This is a genomic window from Paenibacillus sp. J31R98, assembly GCF_056269245.1.
In genome coordinates this window covers 175,239-193,216 of record NZ_JBWDNO010000010.1, presented here as the reverse complement: position 1 = coordinate 193,216, position 17,978 = coordinate 175,239, and the positions used below count along the sequence as shown (strand labels likewise).

Here is a 17,978-nt window from a genome sequence, read left to right as displayed (position 1 = left end):
TGGGTCCGACTTTCCCCCCGAGATTAAATGTTAAGAAGGGCTTTTAGCTCCTGCAATTTGGAACGAGATAACGGAACTACGGCGTCTTTACCTGTATTTAATCGCAAGCTGTAGCTATTCTTCGTCCATGTAATAATCTCTCTAACTTTTTGCAAATTAACGATGTAGGATCGATGACACCTGAAGAATCCGAAGTTTAACAATCTCTGCTCGAGCTCCGTTAGCGTCAACGCACAGTCATAATTTTCTCCATCCACATGAACAAGAATGGATCCATCGACACTTTCTATAAAATCGATCTCAGGCGGATTGAACAATATCACTTTGTCATTTCTCTTCGTATAAATCTTCTGCAAGGTAATATTGGCCCGTTCTTGTTCCTGCACTTCTTGTTTATCCTCTTCGGAGTCATGGATATCCAATTGATGAAATCCGACTTCGTTCAATCGATAGATGGCATCACAGGAAATCAGGGCGTCCTCTAAATTCGCAGTTAAAATCAATATCCGCTTTTCTGTCGACAGGTCATCCAAAATCTTCTTGAAATGACGACGCTCCTGCTCTTCCAAGTAAAAATAAGGCTCCTCCAGTACAAGCGAAGGCTGATGCGCAAAATAGACACGCAGCAATGTCACATACATTCTTTTGGATGAGCTTAGATCCTTGATTTTCACTTTCCGCTCATCGGTTAGAGAGAAATAATCCACTAACGAAGCAACGCGGTCATTCCTCTCCGATACTCTGACTAGAAAAGTAAGCAGCTCTTCCACCGTTAAACGCATATATTCGTTCTGCTGTGCGCGAAATAAATAATACTCAGAATCATTCACTAATTGATTCAGCAGTAGCTGTTTTCGCTTCAAGTCCGTTATAATGCCAATCGATTGGTTCGATGACGGATTTAATTCAATCTTCGGTAGAAATAACTCGCCATCATAATACACGGGTTGAAATTGCATGCCGTCCTCCTGGTTAACGCTGCTATAGGAACTATAAAACAATTATAGGGTCAGAATGCGTTCATTTCACTCTGAAAGTGCGAGGACCCCATCTCCTAACAACAATTAACGCGGCTACGAAGTATGCAGCCGTTATGGCAACGGAGGCTATAGCGAGTGCCGCAGCATCGGCCTTCAGGATGAGGGCCAATACGAAAGCGAATGAAACGGCGATGTTGACGAGAAAGAAGAAGGGATTCTTCATATTCAGCTCGGTCGAATAAGGCTGCATGATGTAATACAAGAACAGATGGTGGATGGAGAAAAACACGGATAGCGCGAACACGCAGACCAAGGTCAGGAGCAATTCTTCGGTCGAAACTCCCCCGGCAGCTCGTGCAAATCCACTCAAAGCAGCTCCAAGTCCGGAGGCAATCACCAGGTTAAGCCCGCAGATGCGGGATAACCGCTCGCGAAAGTGGCGATCGGCGGCGTTTCGGTAGAAGCTGTAGCGCAAAAGGCTGAGATCACAGTTGTAGAATATGGCCTTGCACGCTCTTTCACCAATAGACAGGAAGCTCATAATCCAAATCAAATAAGGGATTCCCCTACTCCAGTCTGCAGCTAGAGAGGAGGCCCGTTCCGCATCCATGATAGAGAATGCGATACCGAATACGCCTAATGCGCCAATAATCGCCATTCTGTTCCACATTGGCTTTACAATAAGACTGCGATGCCTAGCGAAGAATAGCGCATTCAGATACGCATAACCTTCGCGGCTCTTATATTTGTCCGTCTGCCCGGCGGTAGGCGTGTAGTCGGAGTCTTTTGATTTCACCTGCGCTTTATTCGCTTCTTTGAACATTTGCCCAAGATTGAGCAGCGGATCATCTCTTCTCGTCGCGGCATCCACGGCTGTTCGGTAGTCGGCATATCGGTTTAACTGCACTGCTGCCATCGTGCCAAGCACCGCAATGAGTATCATAACAGGCCACAGGAGCAGCAGCCTTCCGCTGGAGGGGGCCCAGTGAAGGATGACGGGCGCATAAGCGGCACCGTAGCCAAGTCCAATCGCAAGCCAAACCACCGCAGTGTTCTTGACGAGTACGCTTCCCGTTTTTTGAAACAGCTTCAAATGGAGATATTCGCATACTACCCGCCATAACGTGACCGACACGGTCAGCGCTATCCCCTGAAGAACAGGAAGATTCAGTAACGAGGTGAAGAGCAGCATAGCCGGAATGTAGAAGACGAAGAAAGAGCAGTAACGATAAGCTAGCGCCGCTCGCATATAGGCGGCAGGCTTCATGCGCATGAGCTTTATGGCAATGTACTTCTCTCGTTTCGTCTCCAGGACGGAGATGCTGACGATACCTGCCACTACAAAGCTATGCAGCAAGAAAATATGTAAAAACAGAGAGAGCTGATCCTCCCGAGGCAGGGTTCCGTTCAGTGCGACGACAGGCAAGTAAACCATCAGCCCTAGAAAAGCCAGCTTGGATACGAAGCCCCAAACGATGTGCAGGAGGAATGCAATGACAGCAATCGCCTTTTTCCCAGCCAGATTCGCGTATTGGGTATCCTTAATGACTCTTCCGACCAAAGGCAGCTTCTGAGCATAATAAATCAATCGATTGACGGTGGAAGAGGTTCGGATGGCAAACAGCGTGCTAAAGGCTCTCAGCATGATTATCATCCTTTAATAAAGAAATAATGCCTTGTTCAAACTCCGCGCTATGCAGCAAATCCGTCGGTACAGCGGTTAATTGCCCGTTATTCAGCACGACAAGCTCATCGCACAAATCAGCGGCTAATTGCAGAATATGGGTGGAGAAAATGAGGATGTGGTCACGCTTCATCTCGCGCAGCATATTCTTCATTTCGTGTGCTACGATCACATCGAAAGAGGTCAGCGGTTCGTCAAGCAGAATGACCGGCGGTTTGGAAATGAGAAAGAGGAGCATCTGGATCTTGTTCTTCATCCCGTGGGAGTAGTTCTTAATAAGCCGGTGGCGATCCTCCTGCGACATGCTCATCTTATCGAAGTAGGCGTCAATATGGGCATTCGGCTGCGTATCCCGGTTAATATCGAGGAAGAACTTAATGAATTCATATCCGGTCAGAAATTCAGGTAGGATCGGCAATGAGTATACATAACCGATATCCTCTTCGATCAGTTTCCTCGCACCTGCCTCATCCTTCAGCCACGCATCTCCGCCATCGAGCTTGGTTTCGCCGCTTAAACAGTTGAACAATGTCGTTTTCCCTGCGCCGTTGCGGCCCAGCAGTCCGTATATTTTACCTTTTTGAAAATGGAACTCTGCACCCTGGAGCACTTTCTTATCCCCAAAGCTCTTGGTAATCCCTTGCAGAATCAATTCCATGAACGTATCCCTCATTTCACTCGTACTGGTAGATAGCTACCAATCTTCTACGTAATTGTAGGTTGACCGTTGCGCGAGCGGATTCAATATTAAAAGCCCGGAGCTGCCAAATTAGGCGACCCCGGGCTTGTTGTGACTATCACTTCGTCAAAGAACCAAATGTCAGCATTACGGACGACTTCTCTGCATCCGCGGCATCCGGCGTAATGATAATAAGCATGTTGTACGTATCGTTCTCACCAACTAGCGAAATTTGATCCGCCGCGGTCGTATCCGCGAATTCGTAGCCGTCTTTCCCCAGCTCTTCCCGGTAGAAGTCGGCTGTCTGCGAGAGATTCATCCCTGTCGTAAGGGAAACCATATAGCTCTTCATCACATCGGAAGACATATTCATTGTGTTTACGATTACAGCGTCATCCGGTAAGGGAATGTCTTGCGGAAAATCTTTGGGCAGCGTCTTCGCGTTCTCATCGCTCGTAATGGTCACGCTGCCTTCATCCGACTTCACGGTTACCTTGTCCCCGTCCTTGGTCACTTCCGCGCTGCCTTCCTTAGTCGTAATGGTCGTGGTCTCTTCGGCGCCTTGCCCACAGCCGACAAGCCATGCCGACATCAAGACAAGTATTGAGGTAACTCGCCAGTATTTTCGGATATCGAAGCCCCCTTAACTTGCGTTCTCACTCCTGCTATATGCGCTGCCGTTACCTTTTATGAAGCGAAAGCTCTCGATGCGTACGGCGCTGAAGAAGAATAAATATCCGCGTAGAGCTTTGAACATTATGTGAACTTGCATTGACAGGTCTAACGAACCATTTTATAATATTGAAAATGAGAATCGTTATCAACTAAATTATAAGGTCAGGGTGGGGTCATTCTAATGAAATCGAAACGCAAAATTGCATTATCAACTCTTCTTACTTCTCTTACGCTAATGCTTGCACTTTCCGGTTGCGGTGGCAAAGACAACAACGCAGCAAACACTACAAACACAACGAACACAACAAACACAGCAAACGCAGCAAATTCTTCGACATCCAACACGAACGCAGCAGCGAATTCGGAAGCGAATGCTGCTACAGATGCAGCAGTAAAGTATCCGCTCACGATTAAGCATGCGTTCGGCGAAACAGTCCTTCAGAAGAAGCCAGAGCGTGTCGCGACAATCTCTTGGGCGAACCAAGACGTCGCTCTTGCACTCGGCGTCGTGCCTGTCGGTTTCTCGGCAGCGAACTACGGTGTTCAGGACGGCAGCGGCTTGTTGCCTTGGACGAAGAAGAAGCTCGATGAGCTCGGGGCTAAATCACCTAACATTTTCCAAGATACAGACGGTCTTGACTTCGAAGCGATCTCAGACGCAAAGCCAGACGTTATTCTAGCTGCTTATTCCGGCATTACGAAGGAAGACTACGAAACACTGAGCAAGATTGCACCGGTAATTGCTTACCAGAAGGCTCCTTGGGTTACAAGCTGGCGCGAAATGATCAAGTTCGATGCGATGGGCATGGGCATGGAAGCGGAAGGCGAGCAACTTATCAAGGATACAGAAAACGTAATTAAGGACAAAGCAAGTGCTTATCCGGACATTCAAGGCAAGAAAGCTGTCTTCGCATTCATTTCTCCGGATGACCTGTCGAAAATTTCGATCTATGCACCTGGAGATCCGCGTGGCGACTTCTTGATCGACTTGGGCATGAAATATTCGGATAAAGTACTTAGCAAAGTGGCTGGCGATAGCTTCTACTTGGAGCTGAGCGCGGAGAATGCTGACGTACTGAACGATACGGATCTTATTGTCACTTATGGGGACGATGCTCTGCTCAAGAAGCTTCAAGCTGATCCGTTGCTTGGCAAGATTCCTGCTATCGCTAAAGGCGCGGTCGTGCTGATTAAAGACAACACGCCTCTTGCAGCTGCAGGCAATCCGAATCCGCTGTCTATCGATTATACGCTTGGCGATTATTTGAAACTGATTGGTGAAGCTGCCAAGAAGTCTAATGGATAACGTCATCTCATCACCAGTATCCAAGCCGGTAGCTTCGCCTGTGCCCAAGCACTTCGCGATTGTCTTGATTATCGGATTGGTCGCGCTCGGAGCATGTATCTTGGCGTCGCTGGCGTTCGGCTCAAGAGTCCTCGGCATGAAGGAAATGCTGGACGGCTTGCTTCACCCTGGCGCCGATTCATTCGGCGCCAGCATCATGCACCAGCGCGTCGTCCGAACGGTGTTCAGTCTCTGCTGCGGCGGAGCGCTCGGCATCGCAGGTTCTCTCATGCAGGCGGTCACGCGCAATCCGATCGCCGATCCGAGCGTCCTCGGGGTGAATACCGGCGCAGCATTGTTCGTCGTTAGCGGCATCGCGTTCTTCCATATCAGTACAGCTAACCAGTATATTGGGCTGGCATGTGCTGGAGCGGCGCTTACCGCGTTGTTCGTGTTCGGCATTGGTTCAATGGGGCGTGGGGGAGCTACGCCTATCAAACTTGTGTTAGCTGGTGCGGCTACGAGTGCCGCACTTTCTTCACTTATCAGCGCCATCATGATTCCGCGTAGCGAAGTCATGGACCGGTTTCGTTTCTGGCAAATGGGTAGTGTCGGTTCGGCGAATTGGCATGATATTACGACGTTCGCGCCGTTCCTTATTGTTGGTCTCATCATCGCGATTGCGTCTGCTTCCGCCCTCAATGCGTTGGCACTTGGCGACGAGGCAGCGACAGGACTAGGCGTTCGAACGGGCGTTCTGCGCTTGATCGCGTCAATGGCAGGCGTCTTGCTATGCGGCACCGTAACTGCGCTCGCAGGACCGATTGGTTTCATTGGACTGCTGGCGACCCACGTGGTCCGTCTGTTGATTGGACCTGATCAACGCTTTCTTATTCCGATGTCGGCTTTGGCCGGCGCCGTCATTCTAACAATATCCGATGTTGTCGGCAGAGTCCTGGGTAGCCCTGGGGAGCTGGAGGTCGGCATGGTCACCGCATTCGTCGGTGCCCCGATTCTCATTCTGCTGGCGATACGATCGAAAGTGCGTTCCTTATGATGAATACGACGATGAATACGACGACGATTAACCTCATAATGACGGGCAGACGTGTAAGACGTCGCAGATATGTGATGATTACTACCTTGCTCGGTGTCATTTCTTGTTTACTTTGTTTCGCGATGCTTTATTTCGGCAATACGATTTATCCGGTGAAAGACATTGTACGGGTTCTGCTGGGCGAAGACGTCAAAGGCTTGACCTTCGCCATGGAGACGCTGCGGCTTCCGCGCATGTTGGCGGGACTGTTAGCAGGCTTTGCTTTCGGCTTAGCCGGCAATACGTTCCAGACGATGCTCCGGAATCCTCTAGCGAATCCGGACGTACTTGGCATTACGTCGAGTGCTAGCGTCGCGGCTGTCTTCTGCATTATCGTCCTTCACTCGAGTGAAGCGATCGTCTCCATTGCAGCGTTCGTTGCAAGCATAGCTTCGGTTGCGCTGCTCTACTTGTTGTCGCGTAGAAAAGTGTTCTCCATCGGGCGGCTTGTTCTGGTCGGCATTGGTCTTGATGCCATGTTCGGCTCTGTCATTACGTATCTATTAAAGATTGGCGCGGAATACGACATTCCTACAGCATTCCGGTGGCTAAGCGGCAGTCTCAACGGCACCCAATTAGATGAGCTCCCGCCGCTCGCGATAACGGTACTGGTGTGTACGCCAATCATCGTTCTGATGGGCAAGCGCCTTAGTCTGCTTGAGCTCGGCGAACAATCGGCTTCGACTCTGGGTATTCATACGGATAAAACCCGGTTGGTGCTGATCATAAGCGCCGTCTGCTTAATTGCCATAGCGACCGCAACGACAGGCCCGATTGCTTTCGTGGCTTTTCTAGCGGGCCCGATTGCGAAGCGGATGGTCGGCGTCGGATACTCAACCGTTATTCCTGCCGGTTTGGTTGGCGTCATCTTGGTTCTAGGGGCGGATTTAATTGGACAGTTTGCTTTCGAGACCCGGTTCCCCGTTGGCGTCATTACCGGCATTCTCGGAGCGCCTTATCTGATCTACCTGCTTATCCGAATGAACCGAAAGGGAGATTTCTAACATGAAACCCAGCCATCAGTTCCAAGCCGAACAAACAGTTGCGGGCTATGACAACAAAACAATTATCCATGGCGTAAGTCTCGCTATTCCTAGCAATCGGATAAGTGTCATTATTGGAGCCAATGCATGCGGGAAATCCACGCTGCTGAAAACCATGGCAAAGCTGATAAAGCCGGAATCTGGCAGCATCACGATGGATGGCAAGTCGCTCCACCAATTTGCTCCCAAGTCGCTCGCCCGGATTCTCGGCTTACTGCCGCAGTCTCCGATCGTGCCGGAAGGAATCACCGTTGCAGATCTGGTCGGCAGAGGACGTTTCCCTCACCAGAGCTGGCTCGGCGGATGGTCGAAGAAGGATTACGAAGCTGTTGCTGAAGCAATGGAGATTATGAAGATTGCGGAGCTAGGCGACCGGAATATCGACGAGCTCTCCGGTGGTCAGAGGCAGCGTGTCTGGATCGCAATGGCATTGGCGCAGCAGACGGATATCTTGTTCCTTGATGAGCCGACGACCTTCCTGGATATTACGTATCAGGTCGAGATATTGGATTTGTTGACCGATCTGAACCGCAAGCATGGCACGACAATCGTCATGGTGCTTCACGACATCAACTTGTCTGCTCGCTACGCAGACTACATCTTCGCTCTTCGTGAAGGGAAGCTGGTGGCGGAAGGCGCTCCGTCCGAGGTCATCACGGCGGACTTGATCCAAGATGTCTTCGGCCTTGACTGTGCGGTTATTCGCGACCCTGTGTCCGACTCCCCGCTGGTTGTGCCGATTGGCCGGCATCACGCACGAGTGTAACATAATGGAGGCTCAACCTTGCGATGCAAGGGTGGGCCTTTTTTAATGGGCTACAGTTAATACGGATGTAATCAACAATAGATGGGGTTATTGCCGACGTCGTGGCTATTATTTTATAAATGAGAGGAAGGTTCGAACCAAGCTTCACCAATTGGTGGAGCTTGGTTCTTTTTTATGAAATCTTTTTGCTTCCCATGTGGCTTTTTCGTGTTCGCCGGTGTCTAATTTATTGTAAGGTCACAAGGAGGTGCAGCGTGTCAGGAGCTCATGACAATGGTTCCCTTGTTTTTCCGGAGAAACAGGGACAAGATCAATTCGAGAATATCTATGGGCAGTATCGTGAACGCATTCGCCAATACTTTGTGTACAAGGTGAACGGCGCAACTGCAGAAGAACTAACGCAACAAGTGTTTATTAAAGTTTTTCAAAATATCCATTCGTTCAAATATGAATCCAGTTTATTTACCTGGATATATAGAATTGCGCAGAACACGTTGAAAAATGAATACAGAGGACTGTCAAGAACGTTCGAGAGCGCATCCTTGGACCTTTCCACTTGCGAATCTCAGGTCGTCTCCCTTGACTTTACAGACCATGTGGAAATTCGATTAGACATTAGTGCAGCGCTTCGCACCTTAAATCCGTTAGACCATCAAATTGTGCTCCTTCGTTACTTTGTGGGTTGCACCACCGTGGAGATAGCGGAAATCGTTCAGAAACGCGAGAGTGCCGTGAAAAACAGACTATATCGAGCCTTAAATAAGCTTAAGTCTGAATTAAAAGAATGGGGTGACGAGGCCGTTATGTCAATTCAAAACTTAATTTCAGTCGTTAGCAAAAACCAATCGGAGAAAGATCGGACAACAGACGACAAGGTACAGCAAGACGTATTGAACAAATTGAAGAGTAATGTGGATCAGCTGTTAACCAAATACAAGCACGAGCCAACCAAGAAGGTGATTATTGAGATTTATCCGGACCTGCCGGCGTTCCATGCAGCAGTCGGAGAACCGGATGCGCCGAATTGGTTCATGGGTACGTTTGAGGATCATGTGCTCAAGATCGTTTCCCCTTTAAACCCAGGTCCAGAGCATACCTATGAATCGATTCTCAAATCGACCGTTCATTTGTTCACCATGTGGTTAATAGCTGATATCAATAGCGCTGCGCCGAAGTGGTTACGTCAAGGAATCGGAGGCTATGAAGCTAAGCAAATGAGTCCTGAATTCATCAAAAGCTCCATTGAAAGCTTACTGCTGCTGGGGCCAATCCCTACCTTCAGGGAGCTAAACAATGATACATGGGATTTCGAGAAAATGGGAGGGTTTCAATTCTCTTACCACATTGTCGAATTCCTCATCTCTCTGCACGGAATCGATAAGTTGAATCAGCTGATCAGAAATCCGGAAGACTTCGAAGGCATCTATAACTGCTCCGAAGCAGAGCTCCATGAGGCATGGAGCAAGTCTATAACGAATTAATACGGGCATGATAGGATTCATACAGAGCACGGTGAGATAGCTGCCGTTGCTCTTTTTTTTATGCGTATAAGTTCTTGCCCTAGGCACTTCAATCGCGCTATGCTGTATGTAGTATTCTAACTACATTATTCGATAGGAATTAACCCTCTATGAGACTCGGTTTTTTTGATTCTGGCATTGGCGGGCTTACGGTATTGGCGGAAGCGCTTAGGCTGCTTCCTGCCGAGGATTATCTCTATATGGCGGATACGACGCACGTCCCATACGGAACGAAGTCGGAGGAAGAGGTGCGAGCCTTCGTCTTTGAAGCTGTGGAGACGATGCTTCAGCATGGTATCGATGCGCTTGTTATTGCGTGTAATACGGCGACAAGCATTGCCATTAATGATTTGAGAGAGACGTACTCATTGCCCATTATCGGCATGGAGCCGGCTGTCAAACCTGCCGTGGAGATGAACCGCAACACGGGTAAGAGAGTGCTTGTGTTTGCTACGCCTCTTACGCTGAAGATGCCCAAATATTATGCGCTTGTATCCCGCGTGGATGAAGATGGAATTGTAGATTCGCTGCCGATGCCTGAGCTAGTCCAGTTCTGCGAATCGCTTCAGTTTGATAAGCTTGTGTTGGAAGAGTACTTCCGTGCTAAGCTAGCTCCCTATGATCTGGACAATTACGGCATTATTGTACTAGGCTGCACACACTATCCCTTCTATACAGATATACTCCGCGACATTCTTCCGCCTCATATCCAGATCATCAATGGAAACGCAGGCACCGTTCGAAGATTGTCCGCGCTGCTTAATCGCTACGGCATCGATACCGGCTTGGGGAACGGGCATGTCAAGTTCATGTGTACTGGCGGGGAAGCCGCATATATAGAGAAAATGAAGCAGGCATTGACTCTTCTGAGATGAGAGTTCCATACAGAGCACGGCGAGATAGCGGCCGCTGCTCTTTTTTTATAGGTTTTATAAACAGAGGCAATAATTGCAATAATGCAGATAACGAATTTTACAACTCGATGATAACTTTCTCGTGCAGAATTGCTATCATGACGGGGAGGTGTATGCGAATGGCGAAGATTCTGATCGTAGACGATGAGAAGGCGATTAATGATCTCATTGCCATGAATGTAAAGATGGTCGGGCATGAATATGTCCAATTGTATAGCGGAGATCAAGTATTGAGGACGCTAAGCGAGATGCGGATCGATGTAGTCATCCTGGACGTAATGCTGCCCGGCAGAGACGGCTTCGAAATCGTGCAGGATATCGTGAAGCGAGGCGTGCCGGTTATCTTCCTGACGGCAAGAAATTCGGTGTCTGATAAGGTGCATGGCCTCGAGACCGGAGCGGAAGATTATCTCGTTAAGCCCTTCGAAGCCGTGGAGCTCATTGCTCGAATCCATGTCATTCTAAGAAGAAACCAGAAGACGGCAACCGAATTTCGGCTGGATGACACCGTTGTTGATCTGGAGAAGCATATAGTGACCGTGCATGGACAAGAAGTTGAAATAACGAACAAGGAATTCCAATTGCTCGACCTCCTTGTTCAGAATAAGAATATCGCGCTATCTCGCGAGAAGATTATTGAGCTGACATGGGGCTACGATTTCTACGGAGAGACAAGAACCGTTGACGTGCACATTCAGAAGCTGAGAAAGAAGCTGAATTGGGAGAACCGGATCAAAACGGTCTATAAATATGGTTACAGGCTAGAGGTGTAGAGTTGAAATTCTGGCAGAAGACCTATCTGTGTGTGCTAATCGTATTCCTGCTCGCCTTCGACCTCGGCGCCTATGCGCTTCTTAAGAAGAGCTATCAGCTGAACGAGCAATTAGATATCTCAAGAGGCGTGAACGAGTACGAGAGCATCGAGAAATCATTGAGCTATATCCTCCGTGTATATACGGGAAATACCGGAAGTACCCACTATGAAACGTTAATTGCCAGCTTCGCAGCAAACTATGAGAAGAAGGGTCTCCTTACCGAGGTTTATCAAGCGGACAGGTTGATTTTCTCCAATGCCTATGAGTTCGCAGGGGATCGGGCAGAGCTGCAAGGGGATTCATACCAATCTGTTTATAGAAAGATGAATGGTCAGCTATGGTTATTTGTCGGCGGCAAAATGGAATTCCAGGATCTAAGGCTCGTGATTTCCAGGAAGTCTGACTATCTACAGGAGTATCACGATACGCTGCGGCAGTATTTCATAACGCTCAGTGTTGTCATTTCCTTGCTTTTATCGGCCGTGCTTATTTTCCTGATCGTTCAATTGACCGCACCTATTCGCAGTTTAAACAAAGGCGTAAAGGCCATTGCCGCCGGAGCGTATGACGGGCGGGTGAGGGTGAGCGGGAACGATGAGATCGGGGAATTAGCCCAGGATTTCAACAGGATGGCGGATGCGGTCTCCAATCATGTAGAGGCGATCAACAAGGCGAATGAAGATAAAGAAATGTTCATAGGCAACCTCACTCATGAGCTGAAAACTCCCATTACGGCGATCAAGGGATACAGCGAGTTTCTGAATCATGCCAACCATAACGAGGAAGAGATGAGGATGGCGGTCCGTTACATTCATGAGCATATTGCGCGGCTGGACGTGCTCTCCGGAAAAATGATGCAATTGCTGTATTTGAAGAGCGGGGAGATTGCCTTCGAGCCTGTTCATATCGACAAACTGTTCTCCTATGTGGCAAATATGGAGCGGCATCATATCGAGGCTAAGCAGATCAAGGTCATACGTGAGCGCTCGGATGGCGTTGTCTACGGTGATCAAGAGCTATTGCAGTCCTTGTTCATTAACTTAGTGGAGAACAGTATCAAAGCTTCCTCGATCGGGGGAGAGATCCGGCTTAGAAGTTACCATGAAGGCGACCGTATTGTGCTCGAAGTCTTGGATTATGGAAGGGGCATCCCTGAGAAGGATATCGCGAAGCTTACAGAAGCGTTCTATGTCGTGGATCGATCCCGTTCCAAAGAGCTTGGCGGGGTTGGGCTCGGCTTATCCATCTGCAATCAGATCGCTCAGCTTCATCATGCAAACCTACAGATCGAATCGAAAGAAAATGAATATACAAGGGTCTCGGTTTATTTTACAACTCGCTTACAACTTGAAGATTAGTTCATAATGCGGCTCTATTATAGTTGGTTTGTAGCTACGAAACACCCACTTATATTGGAGGTAATAAAGATGAGAAAGAAAATTGCCGCAAGAGTACTGACTACACTAGGGATCGCAACGGTTTTGGTTACAGGAAACGGCGTTATATCCGCACATGCTTCTTCTTACGATAATGCTCAGAAGGTGGAGGTCACAGGTAAACATCAGCAGCCCGCAGTTGTGCAAGTCAAAGATGTGCCGGTGAGCTTGAAGGTAGCGGTTGTGACTGCGGAGAAAGCGATTCAAGATAAATTTAATGTCTCCTTAAGCGGCATGAAGATTTCCTATGATCTGGGCACCCGCGTAGACATGGAAGGAACGTACTATTTCATCACCTATTCCGATTCGGAAATGGATGAGCTGTCCGATGACGAGATCATCGAAGCGAAGCGCAAAGTGAAGGCAGGACTAGACCACGGCTATAAGAGCGATATTTATGCGGTATTTGTGAATGCGGAGACTGGGAAAGTTGTGTCTGTTGAGAAGAATCCAACGGCACCCAAGGGAACGAACTAACCAAATCTCAATAAGAGACCTCGGGTCGTATAAGATTATACGATCCGAGGTTTTTTGATGGCTCAGCGATGTGGCAGTCGTTTATAATGGGAGATGTTGGTGGATGGGGATGAGAGAGAGACTGGCTACAGGAGGAGATGCTTAATGAATAACAAGGAACGTTATTTGTTTGACTTGCAAGGGTACCTGGTCATTGAGAACGTGTTGTCCGCCGAGCAATTGGAGAGAATGAACCGCATTGTCGAAGAGAAGCAATCGCAGCCTGAAGATTCGATCCTGGAGTGGGGGGAGGACTTCCACGCGCTAATTGACGATGAGAAGCTGAATCCGTACTTGAACGAGATACTGGGTGACAAATACCGCCTCGATCACGAGTATGCCATCATTCACCGCAAAGGTGCACCTAAGCTTGGCCTGCACGGAGGCGCAACGCCTTATGATCCCGGTCAATACTATGCCGTTCGAAACAACCATATCTATAGCGGCTTAACGGTTGTCTCTTATGCGTTGACCGATATTGGTCCGGACGATGGCGGCTTCTGTTGTATACCGGGCAGCCACAAGTCCAACTTCCAGACACCGAAGGAGTTCCGTGATTATTCGGAGATCGGCCCAACGGTGCATGTATCGCAGAAGGCCGGCGACGTGCTTATCTTTACAGAGGCACTCACGCATGGCACCTTCCCTTGGCAAGCCTCGCATGAGCGCAGATCGCTGCTGTACAAATTCGCCCCGATCATGATCTCCTGGGCGGCTTACACGCGGGAACAGAGCCTTCTTGATTCGCTGACAGACGCGCAGAGGGAGCGCCTGCTCCCACCGGCATCTGCAGGCCATCGCTATTACAGTTATTAGTTCTTCGTTGGATCATACATAAACAAACAAACAGGCTGGAACCGCCCGTCCAACGGGAGGTTCCAGCCTGTTTGTTTACAACGATTATTTGCTCAAAGCGTCCACTACCGCTTTCACGCCATACGAGTTGCCGATTGGCCCATAGCCGAGTGCCAGCTGGCCGTCGACGCTGTAGACATGACCATTCTGGACAGCCTTTAGCTTCTTCCATACGCCGAGCTTCTCCCACTCGTCAGTGACGGCAGGCATAGACTTATCGGAGTAGTTGAAATAACCGAGTACAATGTAATCCGGATCGAGCGCTACGAGACCTTCAAGGCTCAGCTCAGCGCCTTCCTTCATATCGACCTTCTCCGAAACCGGCGGCTTGAGGCCTAATCCGTCGTAGTACGGCTTCGTGTAATTCGTGCCTTGCAGCCATGCTTGTTTGTCGCGTACTTGCATGAATGCGACATTACCGCCCAGGCTCGCCAGCTTCGCCTTTCCGTCAGCCAATTGCGTGTTGTAATCCGCGATGTACTTCGCCGCAAGGTCTTCTTGGCCAAGGATTTCGCCAAACTTCGTGACGAGTGCCGGCCAGTTCGACCAAACGTCCGTCGTTTGCTCATCGATGACGACGGTTGTCGAGATTTTGGACAACTCGGACAAGATGTCCTTGTTGATCGCATTGCCGGCGATAATCAGGTCTGGAGCATATGCAACGAGTGCTTCCATGTTAACCTGCGTGTTCTCGCCGATGATCTTCAGTTCCGAGTGCTTGTCCACGTACGGCTTGTAACTCGCCGTCTTGAGCGTCGAGTTCGCCTCGGTGAAAGGAAGCGCAAGTCCAACCGACGGGACATCGAACAGCAAGATCGAATCCCCATAGCCCCAATGAACAACGGCAACCTTCTTTGGTTGTTCTTTAATCGTAACTTCGCCATTCGCGTCCTTGATCGTACGCGGGAACGCAGCCTTCTCGGAATCTGCCGACCCAGCGGAATTGTTCGTTGTGTCCGCCTGAGCCGAAGAATTATTCTGCACAGCATTATTATTCGAGCCGCACGCGCTCAGCATCAGCGTGACAAGCAGCAGCCCGATTAGAGTCATCCCTGCTTTTTTCATTCGTATCATGACTAACTTCCTCTCCAAACCCCTCTGTATTCGATAACGATTCTCATTATCAGTAACAAAGGTACCATGTTCGCAGCCTATTGCAAATAGAGAATTTCCCGATATTAGGATGGATGATTTCTTCTGCGGTATAATCCGACAGCGCCTGGGGAGAGCCCGATATGCTTCTTGAACAACCGGCTGAAGTAGTAGGCATCCAAATAACCGACGCTTCGAGCGACATCGGCTACGGAGAATTGTCCGGTCGACAGCAGCTCATTGGCCCGGTTCATCCGATATCGGATCAAATAATCGATCGGACCGATACCGACGTATTTGCGAAATAAATAAGAGAAGTACTTCGCTTTCAGATCGCAGCGTTCTGCGAGCAGGCTAAGCGTGAGCGGCTGCGCGAAATGGGTGTGTATATACAGAAGCGATTCGTCAATCGCCGTATAGCTGTCTTTATTCTGATAGTGACGCTCGGATTGAAGCACTTTATTGAGAAGCTGATAGAACAGCGTCTTCTTCTCCAGCGGTCCCAGGCTGTCCAGCGTTGAGGCCGCTTGTGAGATCCGATCCAGGAGCTGAAGCAGCTCGGGGTCGGACTCGGCGTGCAACATGGTAACCTCCGTTAAGCTGCGCGCTTCTTCCATCACGCCATAAGGCAAATAGTGCACAAGGATGTATTCGAAGCCTTCCGGTCCCGTTGTAATCTCAAGTCTCTTGTCCAGCCCGCCCAGCAGTACAACTCCCTGTTCCATTACATAGCTGTCGGACTTCTCAAACCGAAACTCGGCTTGTCCTCTGAGTCCTAGAACGAACGCGCACTTGGTCGTCGGACGGGTATTATGGCCATCATACATCTGCGCCGCTTCCAGCTTCGTGCGAAAAACACCGTGTACCTCCACAGGTATCCGGGCAAAATCTTGCGCTAGCTGCTCATAGGAATATGCCAATTGAAGTCCCACCGTTTCAACAAAGTGATCGTTATGTTCAGTATACTATGCCGGGAACGGAAGCGTAAAATGCACTCGGTTGCGTACAAAAGACGAAGGCCGGGAAGTCCACCAATTGGTGAGCGCCCGGCCTTTATTCATGTCACTCATGTTCATGTGATGCCTACACGCGTTTCTTATATACTCGCATAGCGAAGAAGTAAGCGACGACCAAGATTCCGACGCACCAAGCTAGAGCGGTCCAGATATCGTTGCCCACCGGCTGACCGGAGAGGAGCGCGCGAATGGCTTCGACGATTGAGGTCACGGGCTGGTTCTCGGCAAAAGCGCGAACAGCAGACGGCATGGATTCGGTCGGTACGAATGCGGAGCTGATAAACGGCAGGAAGATAAGCGGGTAGGAGAAGGCGCTTGCGCCATCTACGGATTTGGCGGATAGTCCAGCTATTGCAGCGACCCAGGTTAATGCGAGTGTGAACAGTGCGAGTATGCCGGCAACTGCAAGCCATGGCAGAACGCCTGCCGAGGAACGAAAGCCCATAATTAACGCAACAAGAATGATGACGACAACCGAGATGGCGTTAGATACGAGCGAGGTGAGTACGTGTCCCCACAATAAAGTGGAGCGTGAGATCGGCATGGAGTGGAATCGTTCGAATATGCCCCGCTGAACATCGGTGAATAAACGGAAAGCCGTATAGGAGATGCCGCTGGCAATCGCAATCAGCAGGATGCCTGGCAGCAGGTAGTTCACATAGTTATCCATCCCGGATTGAATGGCGCCGCCGAATACATAGACGAACAGCAGCATCATTGCGATCGGCATGATGGTAACAGTGACGATGGTGTCCATACTCCGAGATATATGTCGCATGGAACGCCCGAGCATTACGCTTAGATCGCTGAAGAAATGTTTCTTTACGGTTGCCTCCATTTAAATTGCCTCCTTCTTGCCGATAATCGCGAGGAAGATTTCTTCCAGTGTCGGCTGTTTCTCAACATACTCCACCTTTGCGGATGGGAACAGTTTCTTCAGATCGGCGAGCGTGCCGCTGGCAATAATTCGGCCTTCGTGCAGAATGGCAATGCGGTCGGCGAGCTGCTCCGCTTCTTCAAGATACTGCGTGGTCAGGAATACTGTCGTGCCGCCGTCTGCAAGCTCTTTAACAATCTTCCAGACTTCGATTCGTGCCTCGGGATCAAGACCGGTGGTTGGCTCGTCGAGGAAAATGATTTGTGGTTTTCCTACAAGGCTGAGCGCAATGTCGAGCCTGCGGCGCATACCGCCCGAATAAGTGGCTACCCTGCGGTCAGCGGCGTCTGTCAGGCCGAAGCGTCCCAGCATATCATCTGCGACCTGGCGCGGATTGCTCAGGTATCGCAGCTTGGCAATCATGATCAGATTCTCTCGTCCGGTCAATATTTCGTCCACGGCGGCGAACTGTCCGGTCAAGCTGATCGCCTGGCGCACGTGGTCGGGCTTGGTTGCAACATCGAATCCGTTTACGATGGCGCTTCCGCTATCCTTCTGGAGCAGCGTGGTGAGAATACGGACAACGGTAGTTTTACCTGCCCCGTTGGAGCCGAGCAGAGCGAAGATACTGCCCTTCTCCACCTCGAAATCTACACCTTTTAGGACTTGGAGCTGCTTGTAGGATTTCTGCAGGCCCTTGACTTGAATGGAATGGTTTGGCATTATTTC

The 17,978-nt window shown here is 49.6% G+C and carries 18 protein-coding genes; 10 read left to right on the top strand and 8 right to left on the bottom strand.

Going from position 1 to position 17,978, the window contains the following annotated elements; all coding sequences use genetic code 11:
* Positions 1 to 23 precede the first annotated feature (23 nt).
* The 4 genes from AC0YNX_RS27785 to AC0YNX_RS27770 form a co-directional block, all read right to left on the bottom strand.
* Positions 24 to 959: a LytTR family transcriptional regulator DNA-binding domain-containing protein gene (locus AC0YNX_RS27785; protein ID WP_475818961.1), complete on the bottom strand. Its 936-nt coding sequence runs from the start codon at positions 957 to 959 to the stop codon at positions 24 to 26.
* A 61-nt stretch (positions 960 to 1,020) separates the two neighbouring features.
* On the bottom strand, positions 1,021 to 2,625 hold the full coding sequence (locus tag AC0YNX_RS27780) for an ABC transporter permease (protein ID WP_475818960.1): 1,605 nt from the start codon (positions 2,623 to 2,625) through the stop codon (positions 1,021 to 1,023).
* A complete protein-coding gene (locus AC0YNX_RS27775) occupies positions 2,609 to 3,322 on the bottom strand; it encodes an ABC transporter ATP-binding protein (RefSeq protein ID WP_475818959.1) in 714 nt (237 codons plus the stop codon). Before AC0YNX_RS27775 ends, AC0YNX_RS27780 begins: the two co-directional genes overlap by 17 nt.
* Before the next feature lie 139 nt (positions 3,323 to 3,461).
* Positions 3,462 to 3,935 carry a hypothetical protein gene (locus AC0YNX_RS27770; protein ID WP_475818958.1) on the bottom strand — a complete coding sequence of 158 codons (474 nt, stop codon included), beginning with the start codon at positions 3,933 to 3,935 and terminating at the stop codon, positions 3,462 to 3,464.
* Between the two features lie 264 nt (positions 3,936 to 4,199).
* Here AC0YNX_RS27770 and AC0YNX_RS27765 point away from each other — a divergent pair, with 264 nt between their 5' ends.
* The 10 genes from AC0YNX_RS27765 (at position 4,200) to AC0YNX_RS27720 (ending at position 14,225) form a co-directional block, all read left to right on the top strand.
* Positions 4,200 to 5,324 (top strand): iron-siderophore ABC transporter substrate-binding protein, encoded by a 1,125-nt coding sequence (locus AC0YNX_RS27765; protein WP_475818957.1) that lies wholly within the window; start codon positions 4,200 to 4,202, stop codon positions 5,322 to 5,324.
* Entirely contained in the window at positions 5,317 to 6,360 is a 1,044-nt protein-coding gene (locus tag AC0YNX_RS27760; RefSeq protein ID WP_475818956.1) for a FecCD family ABC transporter permease, read from the top strand. The genes AC0YNX_RS27765 and AC0YNX_RS27760 overlap by 8 nt, the downstream gene beginning before the upstream one ends.
* A gap of 11 nt (positions 6,361 to 6,371) precedes the next feature.
* Positions 6,372 to 7,403 carry a FecCD family ABC transporter permease gene (locus tag AC0YNX_RS27755; RefSeq protein ID WP_475819012.1) on the top strand — a complete coding sequence of 344 codons (1,032 nt, stop codon included), beginning with the start codon at positions 6,372 to 6,374 and terminating at the stop codon, positions 7,401 to 7,403.
* Between the two features lies 1 nt (position 7,404).
* Positions 7,405 to 8,208 (top strand): ABC transporter ATP-binding protein, encoded by an 804-nt coding sequence (locus tag AC0YNX_RS27750; RefSeq protein ID WP_475818955.1) that lies wholly within the window; start codon positions 7,405 to 7,407, stop codon positions 8,206 to 8,208.
* A gap of 194 nt (positions 8,209 to 8,402) precedes the next feature.
* Entirely contained in the window at positions 8,403 to 9,689 is a 1,287-nt protein-coding gene (locus AC0YNX_RS27745) for an RNA polymerase sigma factor (protein ID WP_475818954.1), read from the top strand.
* A 149-nt stretch (positions 9,690 to 9,838) separates the two neighbouring features.
* Complete coding sequence (gene murI / locus AC0YNX_RS27740; RefSeq protein WP_475818953.1) at positions 9,839 to 10,603, top strand: glutamate racemase; 765 nt, start codon at positions 9,839 to 9,841, stop codon at positions 10,601 to 10,603.
* Positions 10,604 to 10,761: 158 nt separating this feature from the next.
* The gene (locus tag AC0YNX_RS27735) at positions 10,762 to 11,415 is read left to right on the top strand and encodes a response regulator transcription factor (RefSeq protein ID WP_475818952.1); all 654 of its coding nucleotides are present in this window, start codon (positions 10,762 to 10,764) and stop codon (positions 11,413 to 11,415) included.
* Between the two features lie 2 nt (positions 11,416 to 11,417).
* Positions 11,418 to 12,815, top strand: a complete 1,398-nt coding sequence (locus AC0YNX_RS27730; protein ID WP_475818951.1) for a sensor histidine kinase — start codon at positions 11,418 to 11,420, stop codon at positions 12,813 to 12,815.
* A 69-nt stretch (positions 12,816 to 12,884) separates the two neighbouring features.
* A complete protein-coding gene (locus tag AC0YNX_RS27725) occupies positions 12,885 to 13,370 on the top strand; it encodes a hypothetical protein (RefSeq protein WP_475818950.1) in 486 nt (161 codons plus the stop codon).
* Between the two features lie 144 nt (positions 13,371 to 13,514).
* Positions 13,515 to 14,225, top strand: a complete 711-nt coding sequence (locus AC0YNX_RS27720; RefSeq protein ID WP_475818949.1) for a phytanoyl-CoA dioxygenase family protein — start codon at positions 13,515 to 13,517, stop codon at positions 14,223 to 14,225.
* An 84-nt stretch (positions 14,226 to 14,309) separates the two neighbouring features.
* On the opposite strand, the gene AC0YNX_RS27715 is transcribed toward AC0YNX_RS27720, so the two are convergent.
* The 4 genes from AC0YNX_RS27715 to AC0YNX_RS27700 form a co-directional block, all read right to left on the bottom strand.
* Positions 14,310 to 15,338: an ABC transporter substrate-binding protein gene (locus AC0YNX_RS27715; RefSeq protein WP_475818948.1), complete on the bottom strand. Its 1,029-nt coding sequence runs from the start codon at positions 15,336 to 15,338 to the stop codon at positions 14,310 to 14,312.
* A gap of 104 nt (positions 15,339 to 15,442) precedes the next feature.
* The gene (locus tag AC0YNX_RS27710; protein ID WP_475818947.1) at positions 15,443 to 16,276 is read right to left on the bottom strand and encodes a helix-turn-helix domain-containing protein; all 834 of its coding nucleotides are present in this window, start codon (positions 16,274 to 16,276) and stop codon (positions 15,443 to 15,445) included.
* A gap of 163 nt (positions 16,277 to 16,439) precedes the next feature.
* Positions 16,440 to 17,210 (bottom strand): ABC transporter permease, encoded by a 771-nt coding sequence (locus AC0YNX_RS27705; RefSeq protein ID WP_475818946.1) that lies wholly within the window; start codon positions 17,208 to 17,210, stop codon positions 16,440 to 16,442.
* Positions 17,211 to 17,972 carry an ABC transporter ATP-binding protein gene (locus AC0YNX_RS27700; protein ID WP_475818945.1) on the bottom strand — a complete coding sequence of 254 codons (762 nt, stop codon included), beginning with the start codon at positions 17,970 to 17,972 and terminating at the stop codon, positions 17,211 to 17,213. It abuts the gene before it with no gap.
* Between the last annotated feature and the right edge of the window lie 6 nt (positions 17,973 to 17,978).

What these genes read in the sequence shown, in the direction of transcription:
- AC0YNX_RS27735 (WP_475818952.1), top strand. Translation starts at nt 10,762, where the DNA reads ATGGCGAAGATTCTGATCGTAGACGATGAGAAGGCGATTAATGATCTC.
- AC0YNX_RS27760 (WP_475818956.1), top strand. Translation starts at nt 5,317, where the DNA reads ATGGATAACGTCATCTCATCACCAGTATCCAAGCCGGTAGCTTCGCCT.
- AC0YNX_RS27725 (WP_475818950.1), top strand. Translation starts at nt 12,885, where the DNA reads ATGAGAAAGAAAATTGCCGCAAGAGTACTGACTACACTAGGGATCGCA.
- AC0YNX_RS27765 (WP_475818957.1), top strand. Translation starts at nt 4,200, where the DNA reads ATGAAATCGAAACGCAAAATTGCATTATCAACTCTTCTTACTTCTCTT.
- murI (WP_475818953.1), top strand. Translation starts at nt 9,839, where the DNA reads ATGAGACTCGGTTTTTTTGATTCTGGCATTGGCGGGCTTACGGTATTG.
- AC0YNX_RS27700 (WP_475818945.1), bottom strand. Translation starts at nt 17,972, where the DNA reads ATGCCAAACCATTCCATTCAAGTCAAGGGCCTGCAGAAATCCTACAAG.
- AC0YNX_RS27755 (WP_475819012.1), top strand. Translation starts at nt 6,372, where the DNA reads ATGAATACGACGACGATTAACCTCATAATGACGGGCAGACGTGTAAGA.
- AC0YNX_RS27775 (WP_475818959.1), bottom strand. Translation starts at nt 3,322, where the DNA reads ATGGAATTGATTCTGCAAGGGATTACCAAGAGCTTTGGGGATAAGAAA.
- AC0YNX_RS27715 (WP_475818948.1), bottom strand. Translation starts at nt 15,338, where the DNA reads ATGATACGAATGAAAAAAGCAGGGATGACTCTAATCGGGCTGCTGCTT.
- AC0YNX_RS27745 (WP_475818954.1), top strand. Translation starts at nt 8,403, where the DNA reads ATGTGGCTTTTTCGTGTTCGCCGGTGTCTAATTTATTGTAAGGTCACA.
- AC0YNX_RS27770 (WP_475818958.1), bottom strand. Translation starts at nt 3,935, where the DNA reads ATGTCGGCATGGCTTGTCGGCTGTGGGCAAGGCGCCGAAGAGACCACG.
- AC0YNX_RS27780 (WP_475818960.1), bottom strand. Translation starts at nt 2,625, where the DNA reads ATGCTGAGAGCCTTTAGCACGCTGTTTGCCATCCGAACCTCTTCCACC.
- AC0YNX_RS27720 (WP_475818949.1), top strand. Translation starts at nt 13,515, where the DNA reads ATGAATAACAAGGAACGTTATTTGTTTGACTTGCAAGGGTACCTGGTC.
- AC0YNX_RS27750 (WP_475818955.1), top strand. Translation starts at nt 7,405, where the DNA reads ATGAAACCCAGCCATCAGTTCCAAGCCGAACAAACAGTTGCGGGCTAT.
- AC0YNX_RS27785 (WP_475818961.1), bottom strand. Translation starts at nt 959, where the DNA reads ATGCAATTTCAACCCGTGTATTATGATGGCGAGTTATTTCTACCGAAG.
- AC0YNX_RS27705 (WP_475818946.1), bottom strand. Translation starts at nt 17,210, where the DNA reads ATGGAGGCAACCGTAAAGAAACATTTCTTCAGCGATCTAAGCGTAATG.